Below are 16,628 nucleotides of genomic sequence, written 5' to 3'. Positions count from 1 at the left end.
TTTTTTATTACTTACTTTCATCTATGAATATTGATATTTAAAGCGTCGATATAACAACACAATAATCAATGCCACACTCAGCAACAAGGTCCAAGCTAAATGCTGTCCCCAGCCAGCAAAAATCAGGCTCACTCCCAATAAACTATAATAAAACAGTCCCAATAAGGCCCCTGCTCGTCCAGCAGAGTTTTGATATTGTGTTAAAGCACTTGCTAATAAGTTAGGAATTGCAATTGCATAACCCATTAATATTAAAAGTGCAGAAACTGAAAACCAAGCTTGTTGAATTTTAATCAAAATCAATGCCAATAGTGCTGCGACAACAGAAATCAGTGCGGCTAAACAAAGAAGCTTCTGCTCACTATAACCTTTCTTTAAGCCATATTGATTTAAGCCAGCCCCTGTAGCGACACCTAAACTTAAAAGTAACCCACTGTATCCAAAGTCTTGTACTGACAACTGCATTTGTTGAAAATGAAATGGTGCCAATTGATAATAGGCAAATACGTTTAGATTAAATAAAGCAATTAATATTGCTGTGTTCAATATATGTTTATCGCAGAGCATACGCCCAAGTAATGTAACAAATGGCATTGAATTTTGTTGTGCAGGACGAGTTTCAGGGAGCCCCCAAACACACCAAAACAGCAAAATAACAGCAACAATGCTCAAACAACTAAATACAGCACGATAATCATAAAGCAAAGTCAATTGAGCAGAAACCAGCATACCCAAAGCTGGGCTAATGGCCATGAATATTCCCACTACAGCAAAGAACTGAGCCAAAGCTTGGCCACTAAACCGATCACGTATAATCGTTTGTGTTGCAATAGATGCGACAGCAATAGCAAATGCTGCAATTAAGCGCACTATAAGCAACTGAATAAATTCAACACTATAGTAAGCTGCAATTGTCGCGAACAAATAAAGACTCATTCCAACCAAAACTGTTGGTCGCCTCCCGTAACGATCACAGCAATATCCCCAAAACACGATACCAAATGCAAAAGCGACAAAGTACAATGAGAGCGTTAAGCTACTCTGCTCTGCACTCACCTGATAATACGCCTGAATTTCAGTCAAAATTGGACTGTACATGGTCTCAACCCACTGTGGCATCATCAATAAAATACAAAGCAATATGCTGAATTTATTCCACAACATTCCCAGTTCTACTCCACATATCTTAATAAATGGCAGATTAGTAGAAGGAATATTGTATTCATATCATAATTAAGATCATTAAATATCAAAAAACGGACAAGTTATGGCATGGCTTGAAGCTGATGCAGTTTTTAATCCTGATCAAATCAGCAATAAAGTGATTGGTATTGCTGCAAAACTTTCTTCACATGATTCTGGTGTTCATCAGCACAGCAAAGGTCAATTGCTCTACGCTCAACATGGTTGTATAAAAATCACCTTAACCGAGCAATTATGTTTTCTTCCTGCTGGCTGTATTGCTTGGATTCCGCCACATACGCCGCATCGTGCTGAAATGCAAAAAGTCACTGGCTATCGCTCTATTTATTTAGACACTCAACAAATCACTTGCCTTCCAGCACAAATCTGTGTTTTTGTCGCAACAACTTTATTGACCGAACTACTCGAACGCATAGCTCATAGTGACTTTAACAGCGATTGGTCAGAAGGAGTTTTACACCATCTGCTCCAACTCTGTCTCCACGAATTAGTCCATGCTCAGAAAAAACCTGTCATTCTTAAGTTTCCTCAAGATCGTCGTCTTAGCCAACTTACAGAAGATGCCTATTTACTCACGCTAAAACAGCTAGCCTTACATGTAGGGGCAAGCGAAAAGACGCTCTCGCGCATTTTTTTAAAAGAAACGGGGCTAAGTTTTACGCAATGGAGAAATCAATGGCGTTATCTACGTGCTTTAGAACTTTTACCCCTCTATAAAAAAATTAGCCCTGTGAGCAAGGCATTGTGCTTTTCAAGTGATAGCGCTTTTATTCATTTTTTCAAATCAATTACAGGAATCACGCCTTCAGCTTATTTGCATGGAAGCATTTCACAAACTGTACTGCCTACAAATTTGGAAAAATATGCGCATATTTAGACAGTCAATTAATTGGGAATTTCGTGCTGTAATGCTGTGCTGTCTTTAGTTTGAGCTAAAACAATCACTGTTATTCATTGACCACAGAAACAATATCTTTCGCCATTGCGGTCAATGTCAAAACACGTTTAAATGGCATCAATTCTGTTATTAATTTTCAAAATAAAGGACTTTGCATGAATCGTCGTGTCGTTATTACAGGTATGGGTATTAACTCGTGTATCGGGAACTCACTTGAAGATGTGACCCACGCACTCAAAAATGGTATTTCTGGCACACGTCACAATCCGACTTATGCTGAGCTTAATTTTAAGAGTCATGTCAGTGCCGCAGCAGAACAAGATTTTGACCACATTGACCGTAAACTAAAACGCTTCATGGGCGTATGTGCAATGTATGCTTACAATGCGGCTGTTGCAGCTGTTGAGCATGCTGGTCTAAGTGCTGATCAACTTTCTGGTAACCCACGTTACGGTATTGCTGGGGGTTCTGGTGGTAACTCAACTGCTTCTGTAGCAGAAATGATCAAATTACTAGAAGAAAAAGGCGCACGCAAAGTTGGGCCTTTCTTTGTACCTCGTAATATGTCAAACACGATTACAGCTAACCTTGGTGTGGCATTTAAACTTCAAGGCGTTGCCCACTCAATTACCAGTGCTTGTGCGACCTCTGCTGATGCAATTGGTTATGCTTATAACTTGATCCAACTTGGCAAACAAGACCTAATGCTTGCTGGTGGTGGTGAAGAAGATCACTGGTCACAAAGTTTATTATTTGATGCCATGGGCGCTTTATGCTCAAAATATAATGATGCACCAGAAACAGCGTCGCGTCCTTATTCTGCTGACCGTGATGGTTTTGTTATTGCTGGTGGTGGCGGTTTTGTGGTTCTAGAGTCTTTAGAACATGCTCAAGCTCGTGGTGCAAACATTCTTGCAGAAGTTGTTGGCTATGCAGCAAATAGCGATGGTGCAGATATGGTTGCTCCAAGTGGTGAAGGTGCAACTCGTTGTGTACTCATGGCACTTGAAGAAGCCAAACAACATGGTGTGGACAAAATTGACTACGTCAACACACATGGTACATCAACACCAGCAGGTGACGTTACTGAGCTTAAAGCAATGGAGCGTGCATTTGGTGAAGGTCAAGTTCCACCTGTTAGCTCTACAAAATCAATGACTGGTCACAGTTTAGGCGCTGCTGGTGTACAAGAAGCGATCTATTCTGTTCTCATGATGCAAAATGACTTTATTGCACCAAATATTAACGTCACTGAACTTGATGAAGGCGCTAAAGGTTTTGACATTGTGCTTGAAAAACGTGATACAAAACTGAATACTGTAATGAGTAACAGTTTTGGTTTTGGCGGTGTAAACGCCTGTCTAGTTTTCAAAAAATGGGCGGATGCTTAAGGATGGGCTGAACCCCTAGAGGTTCATTCATGGTTTCTGAAGCCTTTCTTTGGGTTAAAGCTTTACATATTATTGCTGTGGTTTGTTGGTTTGCGGCATTATTCTACTTACCACGGCTTTATGTTTATCACGCAATGAGTGATGATCTTGTTAGCCACCAACATTTTGAAGTCATGGAGCGTAAGCTCTATCGCGGCATTATGTGGCCAGCAATGATTGCAACCCTCATTACTGCACACTTTTTAGTGGCTTGGGGTGACGCAACTCAGCATTATCATGAAGCGCCTTGGTTCTATATTAAAGTTGCTCTGGTTGGTTTACTTGTAATCTATCATTTGGTATGTGGTTACTACCGTAAAAAACTCATTGCTAATGCTCATTATAAGTCACACAAGTTTTGGCGCTTCTTTAACGAAATGCCAACTTTACTCTTGCTCGCAGTGGTTATCTTGGTCGTGGTCAAGCCACAATTTTGATCATGACATAACACGTGAAAGTCATCGAAAGTCCAAACAGTGTGTTTGGACTTTTTTTATGCTATATCCTAACCTGCATATCGTTTGACCTATGCAATACACACTCATAATTTAAAAAAAATAAATAATAAAGATGCTATAAGATCATTAAAAAATATAGTTTGGCATATAATTTGCTCATCTTGTATACGACTATCATTTTGGAAGATCGGCATGCAAGAGACTATTTTAAATCCACCAAATGAAAAAAATACAGATCAAGCAATCAAGGAAACACTTGAAGATTACACACTAAGATACACCCCACATAGTTTTCGACGCTGGAGCCCTGGAGTCGTTGCAATTACCGCATTGGGTGGTATTGCTTATTTGGCTGACTTTTCCATTGGTGCAATGATTGGTATGAGCTATGGTACAACCAATGCAATCTATTCAATTTTATTTGCAGCCTTAATTATCTTTATAACAGGCATTCCACTCTCCTACTACGCTGCTCGATATAACATAGACCTCGATCTGATTACTCGTGGTGCTGGCTTTGGTTATTGTGGGTCAATTATTACCAGTATTATCTTTGCAAGCTTTACCTTTATCTTCTTTGCGCTTGAAGGTTCAATTATGGCGCAAGGACTCTTACTTGGCTTAGCAATTCCCTTGTGGGCAGGTTATCTCATTTCTACTATTATCGTGATCCCACTAGTGATCTACGGTATGAAAGCACTGAGCAAATTGCAAGTCTGGACCACACCAGTCTGGTTACTTTTAATGATTGCTCCAGTTGCTTATCTTATTTATAAAGAACCTAATCTAGTCAGTGCCTTCGCAAATTATACTGGGCAAGAAGGTTATGCAGCCTTTGATATGGCAGCAATTATGCTTGGTGCAGGTGTATGTTTATCACTGATTATGCAAATTGGAGAACAAATCGACTACTTACGTTTTATGCCTGCAAAAACAAAAGCAAACAGTAAATCATGGTGGATTGCCGTTATTTCGGCTGGCCCAGGTTGGGTTATTCTTGGTGCTATTAAGCAAATTATTGGTGCATTTTTAGGCTTTTATTTATTTACCAAACTACCTGGGGTGAATGCCACCGAACCTGTACAACAATTCAATACTGCTTTTCATGAAATGTTTCCTGCATGGCTGGCCCTGAGTTTAGCGGTTATTCTCGTTGTTATTTCCCAAATCAAAATCAATGTTACCAATGCCTATTCAGGATCTCTAGCATGGACAAGTGCTTATACTCGTGTCACTAAGAAGTATCTGGGGCGAATCGTTTTTGTTCTATTCAACCTCCTTGTGGCATTGATTTTGATGGAAGGCAATATGTTTGCCATGTTAGGAAAAATATTGGGTTTTTATTCTAACTTTGCCATCGCTTGGATTGTTGTTGTAGCTACAGATATCAGCATTAATAAATATATATTAAAGCTTTCACCTAAATACCCAGAATATAGACGAGACATGCTTTATAACTTCAACCCAGTTGGATTAATCGCCTTTCTCTCTGCTGCGACTTTATCCATTGCTGCATTCTTTGGACTTCTTGGTGATTTTCTATCTTCGTATTCACCGTTAATTGCTTTAATCGTTGGCTTTATTTTAACGCCTATTCTCGGCATACTCACTAAGGGTAAGTATTATATTAGAAAAACAGATGATGGTATTGCAGAACCACGCTTTCATCATGAGGGAACCCCTGTTGCAACTGTTTATTCATGCGTTTCTTGCAATGAAAAATATGAACGTCCAGATGTCATGTTTTCAAAGCAACATAATGGCATTATTTGCTCTTTATGTAAGACTTTACAAGATGATTAATTCGAAAGCACTTACTCATTAAAGCGCGAAGTTTACATATAAAAAATATCACTTTTAGTGATATTTTTTATATGTAAACTTCGCTGATCTACCGCTAAAGAAAACCATACTATACATTCGCTCTATTTTTTAACTATTTTTAATAATCAATAAAACTCTATCTTGGTACGAATTATGCATTTAAGGATTCACATAGACATAATATTGGATTCCAAAAATGTTTCTAGAAAAAATTTATGCTTGGACAATTCAAGATTGGCAACAGGCTTATGAAAATAATGACATAGCAATAGAACAACTGATTGACTTGGTCAAAGAAATAGACCTTGAAGATACTGCTTGGATTTCAATTGCAAGTGTTGCACAGATTCAACAACAAATTGATCTACTCCATGCAAATTTAAAGCAATCACAGCATATCCAACAACAATATCCTTTGTATGGTATCCCTTTTGCAGTTAAAGATAATATTGATGTTAAAGGCTTTATTTCTACCGCTGCCTACAAATGCTTAAGCGAACCAGCAAAACAAGATGCAACACTGGTTCAACGCTTAAAACAGGCTGGTGCAATTGTTATTGGTAAAACCAACCTAGATCAATTTGCAACAGGATTGGTCGGAACACGTTCGCCTTATGGTGCGGTAAGAAACAGCTTTAATTCTGCATTTATTAGTGGTGGTTCAAGCGCTGGCTCAGCCAGTGTCGTTGCACGAGGTATCGTCCCTTTTTCTTTAGGTACAGATACAGCTGGATCTGGCCGTGTTCCAGCAGGCTTTAACAATATTGTTGGTCTTAAACCAACCCGAGGACGCTTTTCAAATTATGGTTTAATCCCAGCATGTAAAAGTCTCGATTGCATTTCAATTTTTGCTTTAACGGTTACTGATGCTGAATATATAGCTAATATTGCGGAAAAATATGATGGAAAGGACAGCTATTCGAGGAAGAATCCACATACAGCCCCTGCCCGTTTTTCATCTCAATTAAAATTTGCAGTGCCTTCAGTTTTAAACTTTTTTAATGATCAACAATCCGAAGATGCCTTTAATCAAGCGATAAAACAGTTACAAGAACTCTCAGTCACAATCACTGAAATAGACTTTAAGCCTTTTGAAATGTTGGCATCACAGCTTTATCAAAGTGCTTGGGTTGCAGAGAGAACTGCTGCAACCGAAACTTATCTCAAGCAAGATCTACAAGCATGGAATCCGACTGTTTTAGAGATTATTCAACAAGGTTATCAATACAGCGCAATAGATGCCTATAATGCTGAATATTTAAAACAAAATTTAAGCCGTGAAATTCAACAAATATTAGTAAATTTTGACGCATTGCTTGTACCTACTGCCCCAACTATTCATCGTATCGAAGAGATAGAGGCTAACCCAATTCAGCTAAATGCCCAATTGGGAATTTATACCAACTTTACCAATTTAGCTGATCTAAGTGCGCTCGCATTACCAGCTGGGTTTAGAACTGATGGATTACCCTTTGGCATTACGTTAATTGCACCTGCATGGCATGATGGTGCCTTAGCTCATTTTGGTCAGCTTTGGCAAAATTTTATTGACCTTCCTTTGGGTGCAACACATAAAAAAATACCGTTATCCCCAGTGCAATCATACCCATCAAAACATCATATTCGTGTTGCAGTTGTAGGAGCACATTTAACAGGTATGCCGCTTAATTTCCAACTATGTACACGTCAGGCGGTGCTTATTGAAACCACTAAAACTGCAGCTAAATATTCTCTATATGCACTAAATGGTACTCAACCAGCAAAACCTGGGTTGGCCCGTGATGAAATTCATGGACAAGCCATTATCGTAGAACTATGGGATATACCTACCGCACGTTTTGGTGAATTTGTCGCAGAGATTCCACCTCCCTTAGGCATGGGGAATATAGAACTACAGGATGGTCGCTGGGTAAAAGGTTTTATTTGTGAACCCTATGGGTTGGAAAATGCTGAGAATATCAGCCAATTTGGTGGATGGCGTGCATATATCCAGCAAAGTAATACACCAACACTTGCAACAAATACAGGAGAATAATCATGTTTAATACTGTACTTATTGCAAATCGTGGTGAAATTGCTGTTCGTGCAATACGCACATTAAAAAAAATGGGCATTACCAGTGTAGCGGTTTATTCAGATACAGACCGTTATGCACAACATGTCATTGATGCAGATTTAGCTGTCTCTCTCCACGGCATAAAACCAATAGAAACCTATTTAAGTATAGAAAAAATCATAGATGCTGCACTAAAAACAGGTGCTCAAGCTATTTTTCCTGGTTACGGTTTTCTATCAGAAAGTGCTGAATTTTCACGTCAATGTGCACAAAATAATATTGTTTTCATTGGTCCAACAGCAGAACAAATCACTGAATTTGGACTCAAGCATCGGGCCCGAGAGCTTGCAGCTTTAGCCAAAGTTCCCATGACACCTGGCACTGGTTTATTGCCTAATTTAGATGACGCTTTACATGCAGCAGAAAGCATTGGCTATCCAGTTATGCTCAAAAGTACCGCTGGTGGAGGAGGAATTGGTTTAACACGATGTGATAATCGTGCTGCATTAATCGAAGCATATGATCGTGTAAAACGCTTAGGTGAACAATTTTTTAAAGATGCTGGGGTGTTTATTGAGCGATTTATCGATAAAGCTCGACATGTTGAAGTTCAAATATTGGGTGACCAGCATGGTAGAGTCATTGCCTTAGGTGAGCGAGATTGTTCACTACAACGGCGTAATCAAAAAATTGTTGAAGAAACACCAGCTCCTCAATTACCCGAAACTACACGAAGAAAATTACACCAAGCCGCAGTTCAATTGGGGCAAATCGTAGGTTATCGCAGTGTAGGAACAGTTGAGTTTATTTATGATGCAGCATCTGATGAGTTTTATTTTTTAGAAGTAAATACACGGTTACAAGTTGAACATGCTGTCACTGAAATGGTCACAGGAATAGATCTCATTGAATGTATGCTCAAGGTTGCTGCAAATGAAGCTTTAGATTGGGAATATTTAACCAATATTCAGCTACAAGGCGTAGCCATTGAAGTTCGTATTTATGCAGAAGATCCCATCAAGAACTTTCAACCCAGTCCTGGTGTACTCACAGAAGTCTCTTTTCCCAAAGACATTCGAGTAGATACTTGGATAACAACTGGTACAGAAGTTTCACAATACTTCGATCCAATGCTCGCTAAGATTATTGTTCATGCTGAAAATAGAGAAAAAGCGATTGAAAAACTCGAAACAGCTTTAGCCGAAACTCGACTAGAGGGAATCAGTACCAATCTTGATTATGCAGCTAAAATTATCACAGCCCCACATTTTAAAAATATGCAGATCTGGACAAGGTTCTTAGATGATTTTAAATATATGCCAAGAGTGATTGAGGTTATTCAACCGGGTACATTAACCACTATTCAAGACTACCTTGGCCGCATTGGCTATTGGCATATTGGTGTCCCCCCTTCTGGCCCTATGGATGATCTTGCCTTTCAATTGGCCAATAAAATTGTGGCGAACCCCATTCAAGCAGCTGGTTTTGAATTTACGCTCATTGGACCAACATTAAAATTTCATGCTGATACATGCATTGCTTTGACTGGTGCACCTTGTTTAGCCTTACTAGATGGAAAAGCAATTGAGTTTTGGCAACCGATATCGGTTAAATCTGGTCAAACTCTTCAACTTGGTCAAGTACAATCGGGTTGCCGCACTTATATGGCTATACAACACGGCCTAAATGTACCGTTATATTTAGGCAGCCGTTCAACATTTGTTCTGGGGCATTTTGGAGGACATGCAGGGCGAATACTCCGTGCTGGAGATACAATTAAATTAACCAATCCTATTACGACAGCACCTCATACCGATACATCTACTCATAATACACCTCAAGCTTTGTCAGCAACCCTAATTCCAACCTATAGTAATAAATGGGAAATTGGTGTGTTATATGGCCCACATGGTGCACCGGACTTTTTTAAAGCAGAATATATCGAAGAATTTTTTGCTGCCGAATGGACTGTTCATTTTAATTCAAATCGTCTAGGCATTCGATTAACAGGGCCAGTACCTCGCTGGGCACGTGAAAATGGAGGTGAGGCAGGCTTACATCCTTCAAATATTCATGACTGTGAATATGCAATTGGAGCAATCAACTTTACTGGTGATTTTCCTGTCATTTTAGCCAAAGATGGCCCGAGTCTAGGTGGTTTTGTTTGCCCTGTAACTATCGCCAAAGCAGAACTATGGAAAATTGGCCAGCTAAAGGCCGATGACACGATTTCCTTTTACCCACTGAGTATTGAACAAGCCAATCAATTAGAACAAGAACAACTCAATTTAATAGAGAACTTTGCAACAGCTCGCCCTGAACCGATTCCACATTCACCTCAAAATCTTGAAACAGCCATACTGGCAGAAAAACCAGCAACAACACATGAGCCTAAAACGGTCTATCGTCAAGCAGGAGACAGTTATATTTTACTTGAATATGGCGATGATGTTCTTGATCTCTCACTTCGGATCCGCGTACATAAACTTATTGAACTGATTCGTAGTCATGACATACATGGCATTTTAGAGTTATCTCCTGGTGTCCGTTCACTGCAAATTAAATACGATACTTTAGTCATATCTCAAAAAAATCTAATAACTCAACTGCTTCAACTTGAGCAAAAACTAGGTGACCTCGGCCAAATTAAAATACCTTCTCGTATTATTCATTTACCCATGGCCTTTGAAGATAGTTCAACATTAAATGCAGTTCAGCGTTATCAAGAAAGTGTTTGTGCCAAAGCTCCGTGGCTCCCGAACAATGTTGATTTTATCCAAAAAATTAATGGGTTAAAGCATCGTGATGAGGTTAAAGATATCTTATTTAATGCCAATTATCTTGTTCTTGGACTAGGTGATGTTTATCTTACAGCCCCATGTGCAATCCCTCTTGATCCACGCCATCGCCTACTCAGCTCGAAATACAATCCTGCTCGAACATTCACTGCCGAAGGTACAGTTGGCATTGGGGGAATGTATATGTGCATTTATGGTATGGACTCGCCCGGTGGTTATCAATTAGTCGGTCGGACACTCCCTATTTGGAATAAGTTCAAAAAGAATCGACAATTTGGCAATAAACAATGGTTTTTAAATTTCTTTGATCAAATCAAATTTTTTGAAGTATCTGAATCAGAACTCGAACAGTTACGGCTAGATTTTGCTCATGGGCAAGCTGAGATTAAAATCGAAGAATCTGAATTTGATTACGCACAGTATTGCCAATTCTTAGAAGATGAAGCACAAAGTATTTTGGCGTTTAAACAGAAGCAACAACTTGCTTTTGAAACCGAGGTCAAACATTACCAAGAGGAGCAAGTAAGTGAGTATGAAAAAGTAGCACGTACTATAGAACAACCTACTTTAAATCATCGTGTCTCATTAAATGCCTCAATGACAGGTAATATCTGGAAAATTTTAGTTGAACAAAATCAAGTCGTAAAAAAAGGACAAACCATTGCCATTATTGAAGCAATGAAAATGGAATTACCAGTACAAGCCTCTGAGGATGGTATTGTCAAAGCAATTATTTGTCATGCTGGCCAAACAGTACATAGTGGACAACCTTTGGTTTACTTAAAATGACTGAGCCCCCCATTTTTTGATTCTCTACACTGCCCCTCATAGCTGATTTTTTGGGCTAAAACAGAAAAACCTAGTGAAGTTATTTTCTAGGTTCTTCTGTTTAAAATGTTTATTTTAGAATAAGCAGAAAATACGCTGTATGGAATTACCCTGTGTTTGAAATTTTTTAATGCCAATCATTCACTTCACATTTATTTAACATCCCCAGCTGATATTATTTTTCCACGGCGAGATGGCTATGAAAAACTTTGTCCTGTGGAGTTTCTCGAATACAAAGAAAAGCACATAAAGATAGTAGTGCCGCACCACATAAATAATAGCCAACTGCACCAATACCATAACTTTGAGCCAGAGTCGTAGCAATGAGAGGGGCAAAAGATGCGCCTAAAATACTCGCTAAGTTATATGCTAATGCTGATCCAGTATATCGTACCGAGATTGGGAAAATTTCAGACAAAATAGTGCCAATAGGACCATAGGTTAAGCCCATAATACTTAGTCCAAGACATAAAAAGATCAACACTGAAAGTGGATTGTTTGCTACAAATAATGAAGAATAAAAAAGGCCAAAAATAATCACAAGAATACAAATAAAAATGGATGTATTTTTACGACCAAATTTTTCAGCAAATTTAGCAGAAATTGGAATACAAAGAGCAAAACAAACTGTTGCAACCAACTGCATTTTTAAGAAGGCATCACGTGTATAACCCAGTGCAGTCGTTCCCCAGTTTAATGCAAATACAGTCATTAAATAAAATAGTACCAAGGTACAAACCGTTGCTAAAGTTCCCAATATTAGTTTTGGAATATGTAAAGAGATCACCTCTTTAAATGGTGCTTTAGAAACTTGTTCTTTTTCGAGTACCTTTTGAAATGCTGGTGACTCGTGTAGTTTTAAACGAATATATAAACCGAGGAATACCAATAAAGCACTTGCAATAAAAGGAATACGCCACCCCCATGACAAAAAGTCCTCATTAGACATAAAGGCGCCCAGTAAAAGAAAAGAACCCGCAGCTAAAATAAAACCAATTGGTGCACCAAGTTGTGGAAACATGCCGTACCAAGCACGTTTACCCTCAGGTGCATTTTCTGTTGCCAACAATACCGCTCCACTCCACTCACCACTCAACCCCAAACCTTGCCCTAAACGGCACAAAGCTAATAATAACGGGGCCAAAATACCAATTTGTGAATAAGTAGGTAATAAGCCAATACAAACAGTCGAAATACCCATTAATAACAGTGCTGCGACAAGCGTTGCTTTACGACCAATTCGATCACCTAAGTGTCCAAAGACTGCTGCACCAATAGGACGAGCAACAAAAGCTATTGAAAAGGTTGCTAGAGATTGTAGTAATGCAGCACTACCATTACTTTCTGGAAAAAATAAATGTGGGAAGATCAGTACTGCAGCAGTCGCATAAATATAAAAGTCAAAAAATTCGATTGTTGTACCAATCAGACTTGCCAATAAAACACGCGTTTTAGAGTTTGCTGGAGCAGAAACCGGAGCGCAGGGAGCATGTTGCATGGGGAAACCATAATACTTGAGTGAATAAGACTGCGACATGCCAAAAATAACGGATTAATTTTTAAAGCTTGTACTCGTTTCTTATCGAATAATTAAAAATATAATTTAGGCAGGTATAAACCATGACTAAAAGATGTTGAGATATGCTTGCAATTTAAACCTAAAGTCATATGTGAATAAAACGATCTTTCCTCATTAAAACATGAGCAATATTCATCATCACTACATATCAAATACAAGATGCTTTTGCTGTTTTCATCACTCCATTTTCGCTAAAACAATGCGTAAGCAAAAATGTTAATCGAGTATAACTTCGACCTATCCAGACTTAATTTTTCTCATATACCATTAACTTTTAAAGTTTTATATATGAAATTGCAGCTAAACTCTGATTTAATACTGAGCAAAAAAACCAATAAAGTTATTTTTTTAATGACTTAAGGAATTAAACAGCATGCAAAAGTGCAACAATTTTTTAACACCTAATCATTTTTTTAAGATTGCATTCGCCGTGTCATCCAGTTTGGCTTTAACCAGTTGTGCTACGGTATCTGTTATGGAAAGGCTAGATTATTCACCGCCAAAGATCTTGATCTCAGATTCATTAATTGCTTATGGTTATGCAAAAAACCCGATTCCTCAACATGAGAATGCATTGATTGTTGTCGGTAAACAATATAACTACTTAATTGAGGCGGATCAGCAAGAAGGCAACAACAACATCTTAAAAGACACAGTAACACAACTCGATTTAAAGGCACTTTCTATTACACCAGCAGGGATATCACGCTCTGGTGATTTTAGAATTCATCAAAAAGATGGATTTCATGAAACACTTGCAATTAATTTTAATAAAGCCCTTCCAGAAGTCAGCACAGCCGAAAAACAGCGCTTAGAACAACTTAATTTTAACTGTTTTGCAAATACAGCCACACAATCCTATGATTGTTCTCGTCGTGTTGAATATACGCTATCACCTATCAAAAAAACTAATCAAGATAGCCAGTTACAGCACACTTTCAAATCACCTATTCAGCTAGAGCTCAGCACTGATCGCTCTGCAGCCGTCAATGCGGTCAGCAAAGCACCTTATGTTTTACTCCTACCAATTACTACTGTCGTTGATGTCGTCACTTTACCGATTCAATACGCTTTATTTATGAAAGCCTTCAGTCATGGGCACCACTAATTCTTAATCGTAATAAAACCACAGACACAAAAAAGCCCAGGCTTCCTATCTGGGCTTTTTTGTATCTGTGGGTCTAAGCATGACTCCTGTCGTACTTCACATCCTGATGCTAAAACTTATTATTTTTGTTTTATGTTTTGGAACTTCCTGTTCCTGTATGTAACCATAATAAAAAAAACTAATTTAACTGCCAACCAGCAAAAACCACAAAGTCATGTAAGCCAAAGCCGACAAAGATTCACTGCATAATTGGATATCAACTTCCATATTAAATATAATTTATTTAAAATCAGTATATTAATAAAAAATCCCAATAAGCATTCAAGCAGGACTTGCCCTCAGTAAAATAATCCTTTCTACATTCCTATCCTTGGTCACTATTTATCTTTAAATACAAAAAGGCCCAGACTTCCTGTCTGGGCCTTTTTGTATTTGTGGGTCTAAGCATGACTCCTGTCGCGCCTCACGTCCTGATGCTAAAACTTATTATTGTTGTTTTATGTTTCGGAACTTCCTGTTCCTGTATGTGTTCATAATAAAAAATATGAATCATACAGCCAATCCGTTAAAGTCATCCATTCATGTAAGCCAAAACCGACAATGTAAATTTAACAGTAAATGTCTAACAAATAGTTTCCACACATTTACGGCTATGATGGACTGCATGATAAACAATACATTACTCCCAACGCTGTCTAATCCAACGGTTTAAAGGGCTGGAATAATACTTTTCAATCATCCAACTCAACATAATACTGGCAATAAAAAATAGCGGTAATAACAACAACTTTTCAGCTGGAACAGTCGTCTTTGGAAAGTAGAAAACCTTGATCAACCCAAGCACAATTAAATGAAATAAATATAGTTCATAACTACGTTGCCCCAACCATGCCCATGCAGCCTGTATTGCACCAGATGCATCTGAGACGGGTTGCTGTGCCAATGCAAAAATAACCACTGCTGACAATAGAGCAAAAACACTTACACCCCATGTACTTACCTCACTAATCGGAGCATATAGATACAACACAGTCATCATAATCGAACTGAAAATAATCAAATACTTTTGGGTCACAGCTGTGATTTTTATCCGCTGCATAAGTAACGCAGTTAAACAACCTATAGCAATACCATCAAAGCTTGAAAAATAGTGATAAAGATAGGCTCCACTTTCTTCAGCAAAGTGTAAATGACGAAAATAAGGTGCATAAATAATGATGGCGAGTAAGAATAAGACAAACCCTTTACCACGCCCTAATAACCAACAAATAATCGGAAATGCTAAATAAAAGACCTCTTCAACAGATAAAGACCAAAGTACGCCAAAAGCATAATTCACCCAACCATACTTAATGATCAGGATATTCATCCAAAAGGTCAGTGCTGAAAAAACAGTTAAAGCATACGAAACTTCAATATCATTTGGTGCTTGATTAATAAATGGCTTCAAGCCCAAACTTCCTAATATTGTCACCATTGCAATGAGCAATAATAGGCATGGTATGATGCGAGCAATACGTCGTATATAAAAAGGCTTGATCCGAATTTCAGCCAAATGCTCATCACGGCGCAAGCTATGTTGGGTGATGAGAAAACCAGAAATCACAAAAAATAGTGTTACGCCATAATTCCCATTACGTGCCAATAATGTCGTAATACTTTCACCAAATACCTGCACACCCAATAAAGTATCATGCAATTTATAAGGAATATTAAAATGGTGTAATAACACTAAAACAATTGCAATCCCGCGTAAAATATCAATCTTATAATTTCGCATAGAATTCGCTATCCATATTTACAGCAGCCATTAAATACGAAATCAAAGACGAGCAGCAACTGCTTTTTTAATAATGGTTTTTCAAATTGTTATACGACTAGACAATATATTTTCACTCTAAATTGACTAACTACACTTTATTTATAATTCATGGCAATACGTATTATTTAAATGATTTTTACTCCTTAAACTAACTACGTGTTAATAAGAACTCGTCATGACTCTCATACGCCTGCCCTGTTTCTTGATTATAAATTTCGGTGAAATCCCCCGATTTCACAAGTAAACCACGCTGCTCTGTTCCAACTAACTGAATTTTATTTTTAGTTGAATCAACAAAAATAAAACGTCCAGCTAAATGTTCTGCTGGTTCATCCTCAGCATTACGTTCACGAACTAAACGATAGCTTTGATCCGCATTCAAATATAAATCAACATGTGTCCCATCACATCCTTCGCAGCGTGTAATACAGGTTTTACATGGTGTATCAGCCTGATAATGCCCAACCCAATGCTGTACTTCTGGGCTTATGCTTATCTTCTGTACCGTCCTGCCATTCTGAGATTCTGTCTGCATTGCTTGACTAGACTCCGATGATTTAGAACAAGCAGTGTTCAGGCTGACACACAGTAATGAGGCCAATATTGGTTTTTTTTTCATTTAAA

General features: G+C 38.3%; 11 protein-coding genes. 7 read left to right on the top strand and 4 right to left on the bottom strand.

Annotation, left to right across the window (positions count from 1 at the left end; translation table 11 throughout):
• Window positions 1-21 precede the first annotated feature (21 nt).
• Window positions 22-1,164, bottom strand: a complete 1,143-nt coding sequence (locus RFH42_RS13295; RefSeq protein ID WP_308976194.1) for an MFS transporter — start codon at window positions 1,162-1,164, stop codon at window positions 22-24.
• Between the two features lie 103 nt (window positions 1,165-1,267).
• Here RFH42_RS13295 and RFH42_RS13290 point away from each other — a divergent pair, with 103 nt between their 5' ends.
• From RFH42_RS13290 to uca, 6 genes are all read left to right on the top strand, one after another.
• Window positions 1,268-2,080 carry an AraC family transcriptional regulator gene (locus tag RFH42_RS13290; RefSeq protein WP_308976193.1) on the top strand — a complete coding sequence of 271 codons (813 nt, stop codon included), beginning with the start codon at window positions 1,268-1,270 and terminating at the stop codon, window positions 2,078-2,080.
• A 176-nt stretch (window positions 2,081-2,256) separates the two neighbouring features.
• Entirely contained in the window at window positions 2,257-3,492 is a 1,236-nt protein-coding gene (locus RFH42_RS13285) for a beta-ketoacyl synthase N-terminal-like domain-containing protein (protein ID WP_308976191.1), read from the top strand.
• 29 nt (window positions 3,493-3,521) lie between these two features.
• Window positions 3,522-3,968 carry a protoporphyrinogen oxidase HemJ gene (hemJ, locus tag RFH42_RS13280; RefSeq protein WP_308976190.1) on the top strand — a complete coding sequence of 149 codons (447 nt, stop codon included), beginning with the start codon at window positions 3,522-3,524 and terminating at the stop codon, window positions 3,966-3,968.
• Between the two features lie 213 nt (window positions 3,969-4,181).
• A complete protein-coding gene (locus RFH42_RS13275) occupies window positions 4,182-5,792 on the top strand; it encodes a purine-cytosine permease family protein (protein ID WP_308976189.1) in 1,611 nt (536 codons plus the stop codon).
• A gap of 217 nt (window positions 5,793-6,009) precedes the next feature.
• Window positions 6,010-7,848: an allophanate hydrolase gene (gene atzF, locus RFH42_RS13270; RefSeq protein ID WP_308976188.1), complete on the top strand. Its 1,839-nt coding sequence runs from the start codon at window positions 6,010-6,012 to the stop codon at window positions 7,846-7,848.
• A 2-nt stretch (window positions 7,849-7,850) separates the two neighbouring features.
• Window positions 7,851-11,456, top strand: coding sequence for an urea carboxylase (gene uca / locus RFH42_RS13265; protein ID WP_308976187.1), 3,606 nt, complete (start codon window positions 7,851-7,853; stop codon window positions 11,454-11,456).
• Between the two features lie 214 nt (window positions 11,457-11,670).
• On the opposite strand, the gene RFH42_RS13260 is transcribed toward uca, so the two are convergent.
• Window positions 11,671-12,993 carry an MFS transporter gene (locus tag RFH42_RS13260; RefSeq protein ID WP_308976185.1) on the bottom strand — a complete coding sequence of 441 codons (1,323 nt, stop codon included), beginning with the start codon at window positions 12,991-12,993 and terminating at the stop codon, window positions 11,671-11,673.
• Between the two features lie 454 nt (window positions 12,994-13,447).
• On the opposite strand from RFH42_RS13260, the gene RFH42_RS13255 reads away from it, so the two are divergent.
• On the top strand, window positions 13,448-14,182 hold the full coding sequence (locus tag RFH42_RS13255; protein ID WP_308976184.1) for a hypothetical protein: 735 nt from the start codon (window positions 13,448-13,450) through the stop codon (window positions 14,180-14,182).
• A 679-nt stretch (window positions 14,183-14,861) separates the two neighbouring features.
• On the opposite strand, the gene RFH42_RS13250 is transcribed toward RFH42_RS13255, so the two are convergent.
• Window positions 14,862-15,962 carry an acyltransferase family protein gene (locus tag RFH42_RS13250; protein ID WP_308976182.1) on the bottom strand — a complete coding sequence of 367 codons (1,101 nt, stop codon included), beginning with the start codon at window positions 15,960-15,962 and terminating at the stop codon, window positions 14,862-14,864.
• Window positions 15,963-16,152: 190 nt separating this feature from the next.
• On the bottom strand, window positions 16,153-16,623 hold the full coding sequence (locus tag RFH42_RS13245; protein WP_308976181.1) for a copper resistance protein NlpE N-terminal domain-containing protein: 471 nt from the start codon (window positions 16,621-16,623) through the stop codon (window positions 16,153-16,155).
• Window positions 16,624-16,628: the final 5 nt, after the last annotated feature.

It is taken from the genome of Acinetobacter rudis, assembly GCF_031157835.1.
Taxonomy (GTDB): domain Bacteria; phylum Pseudomonadota; class Gammaproteobacteria; order Pseudomonadales; family Moraxellaceae; genus Acinetobacter; species Acinetobacter rudis_A.
This window is presented reverse-complemented; position numbering and strand designations above follow the sequence as displayed.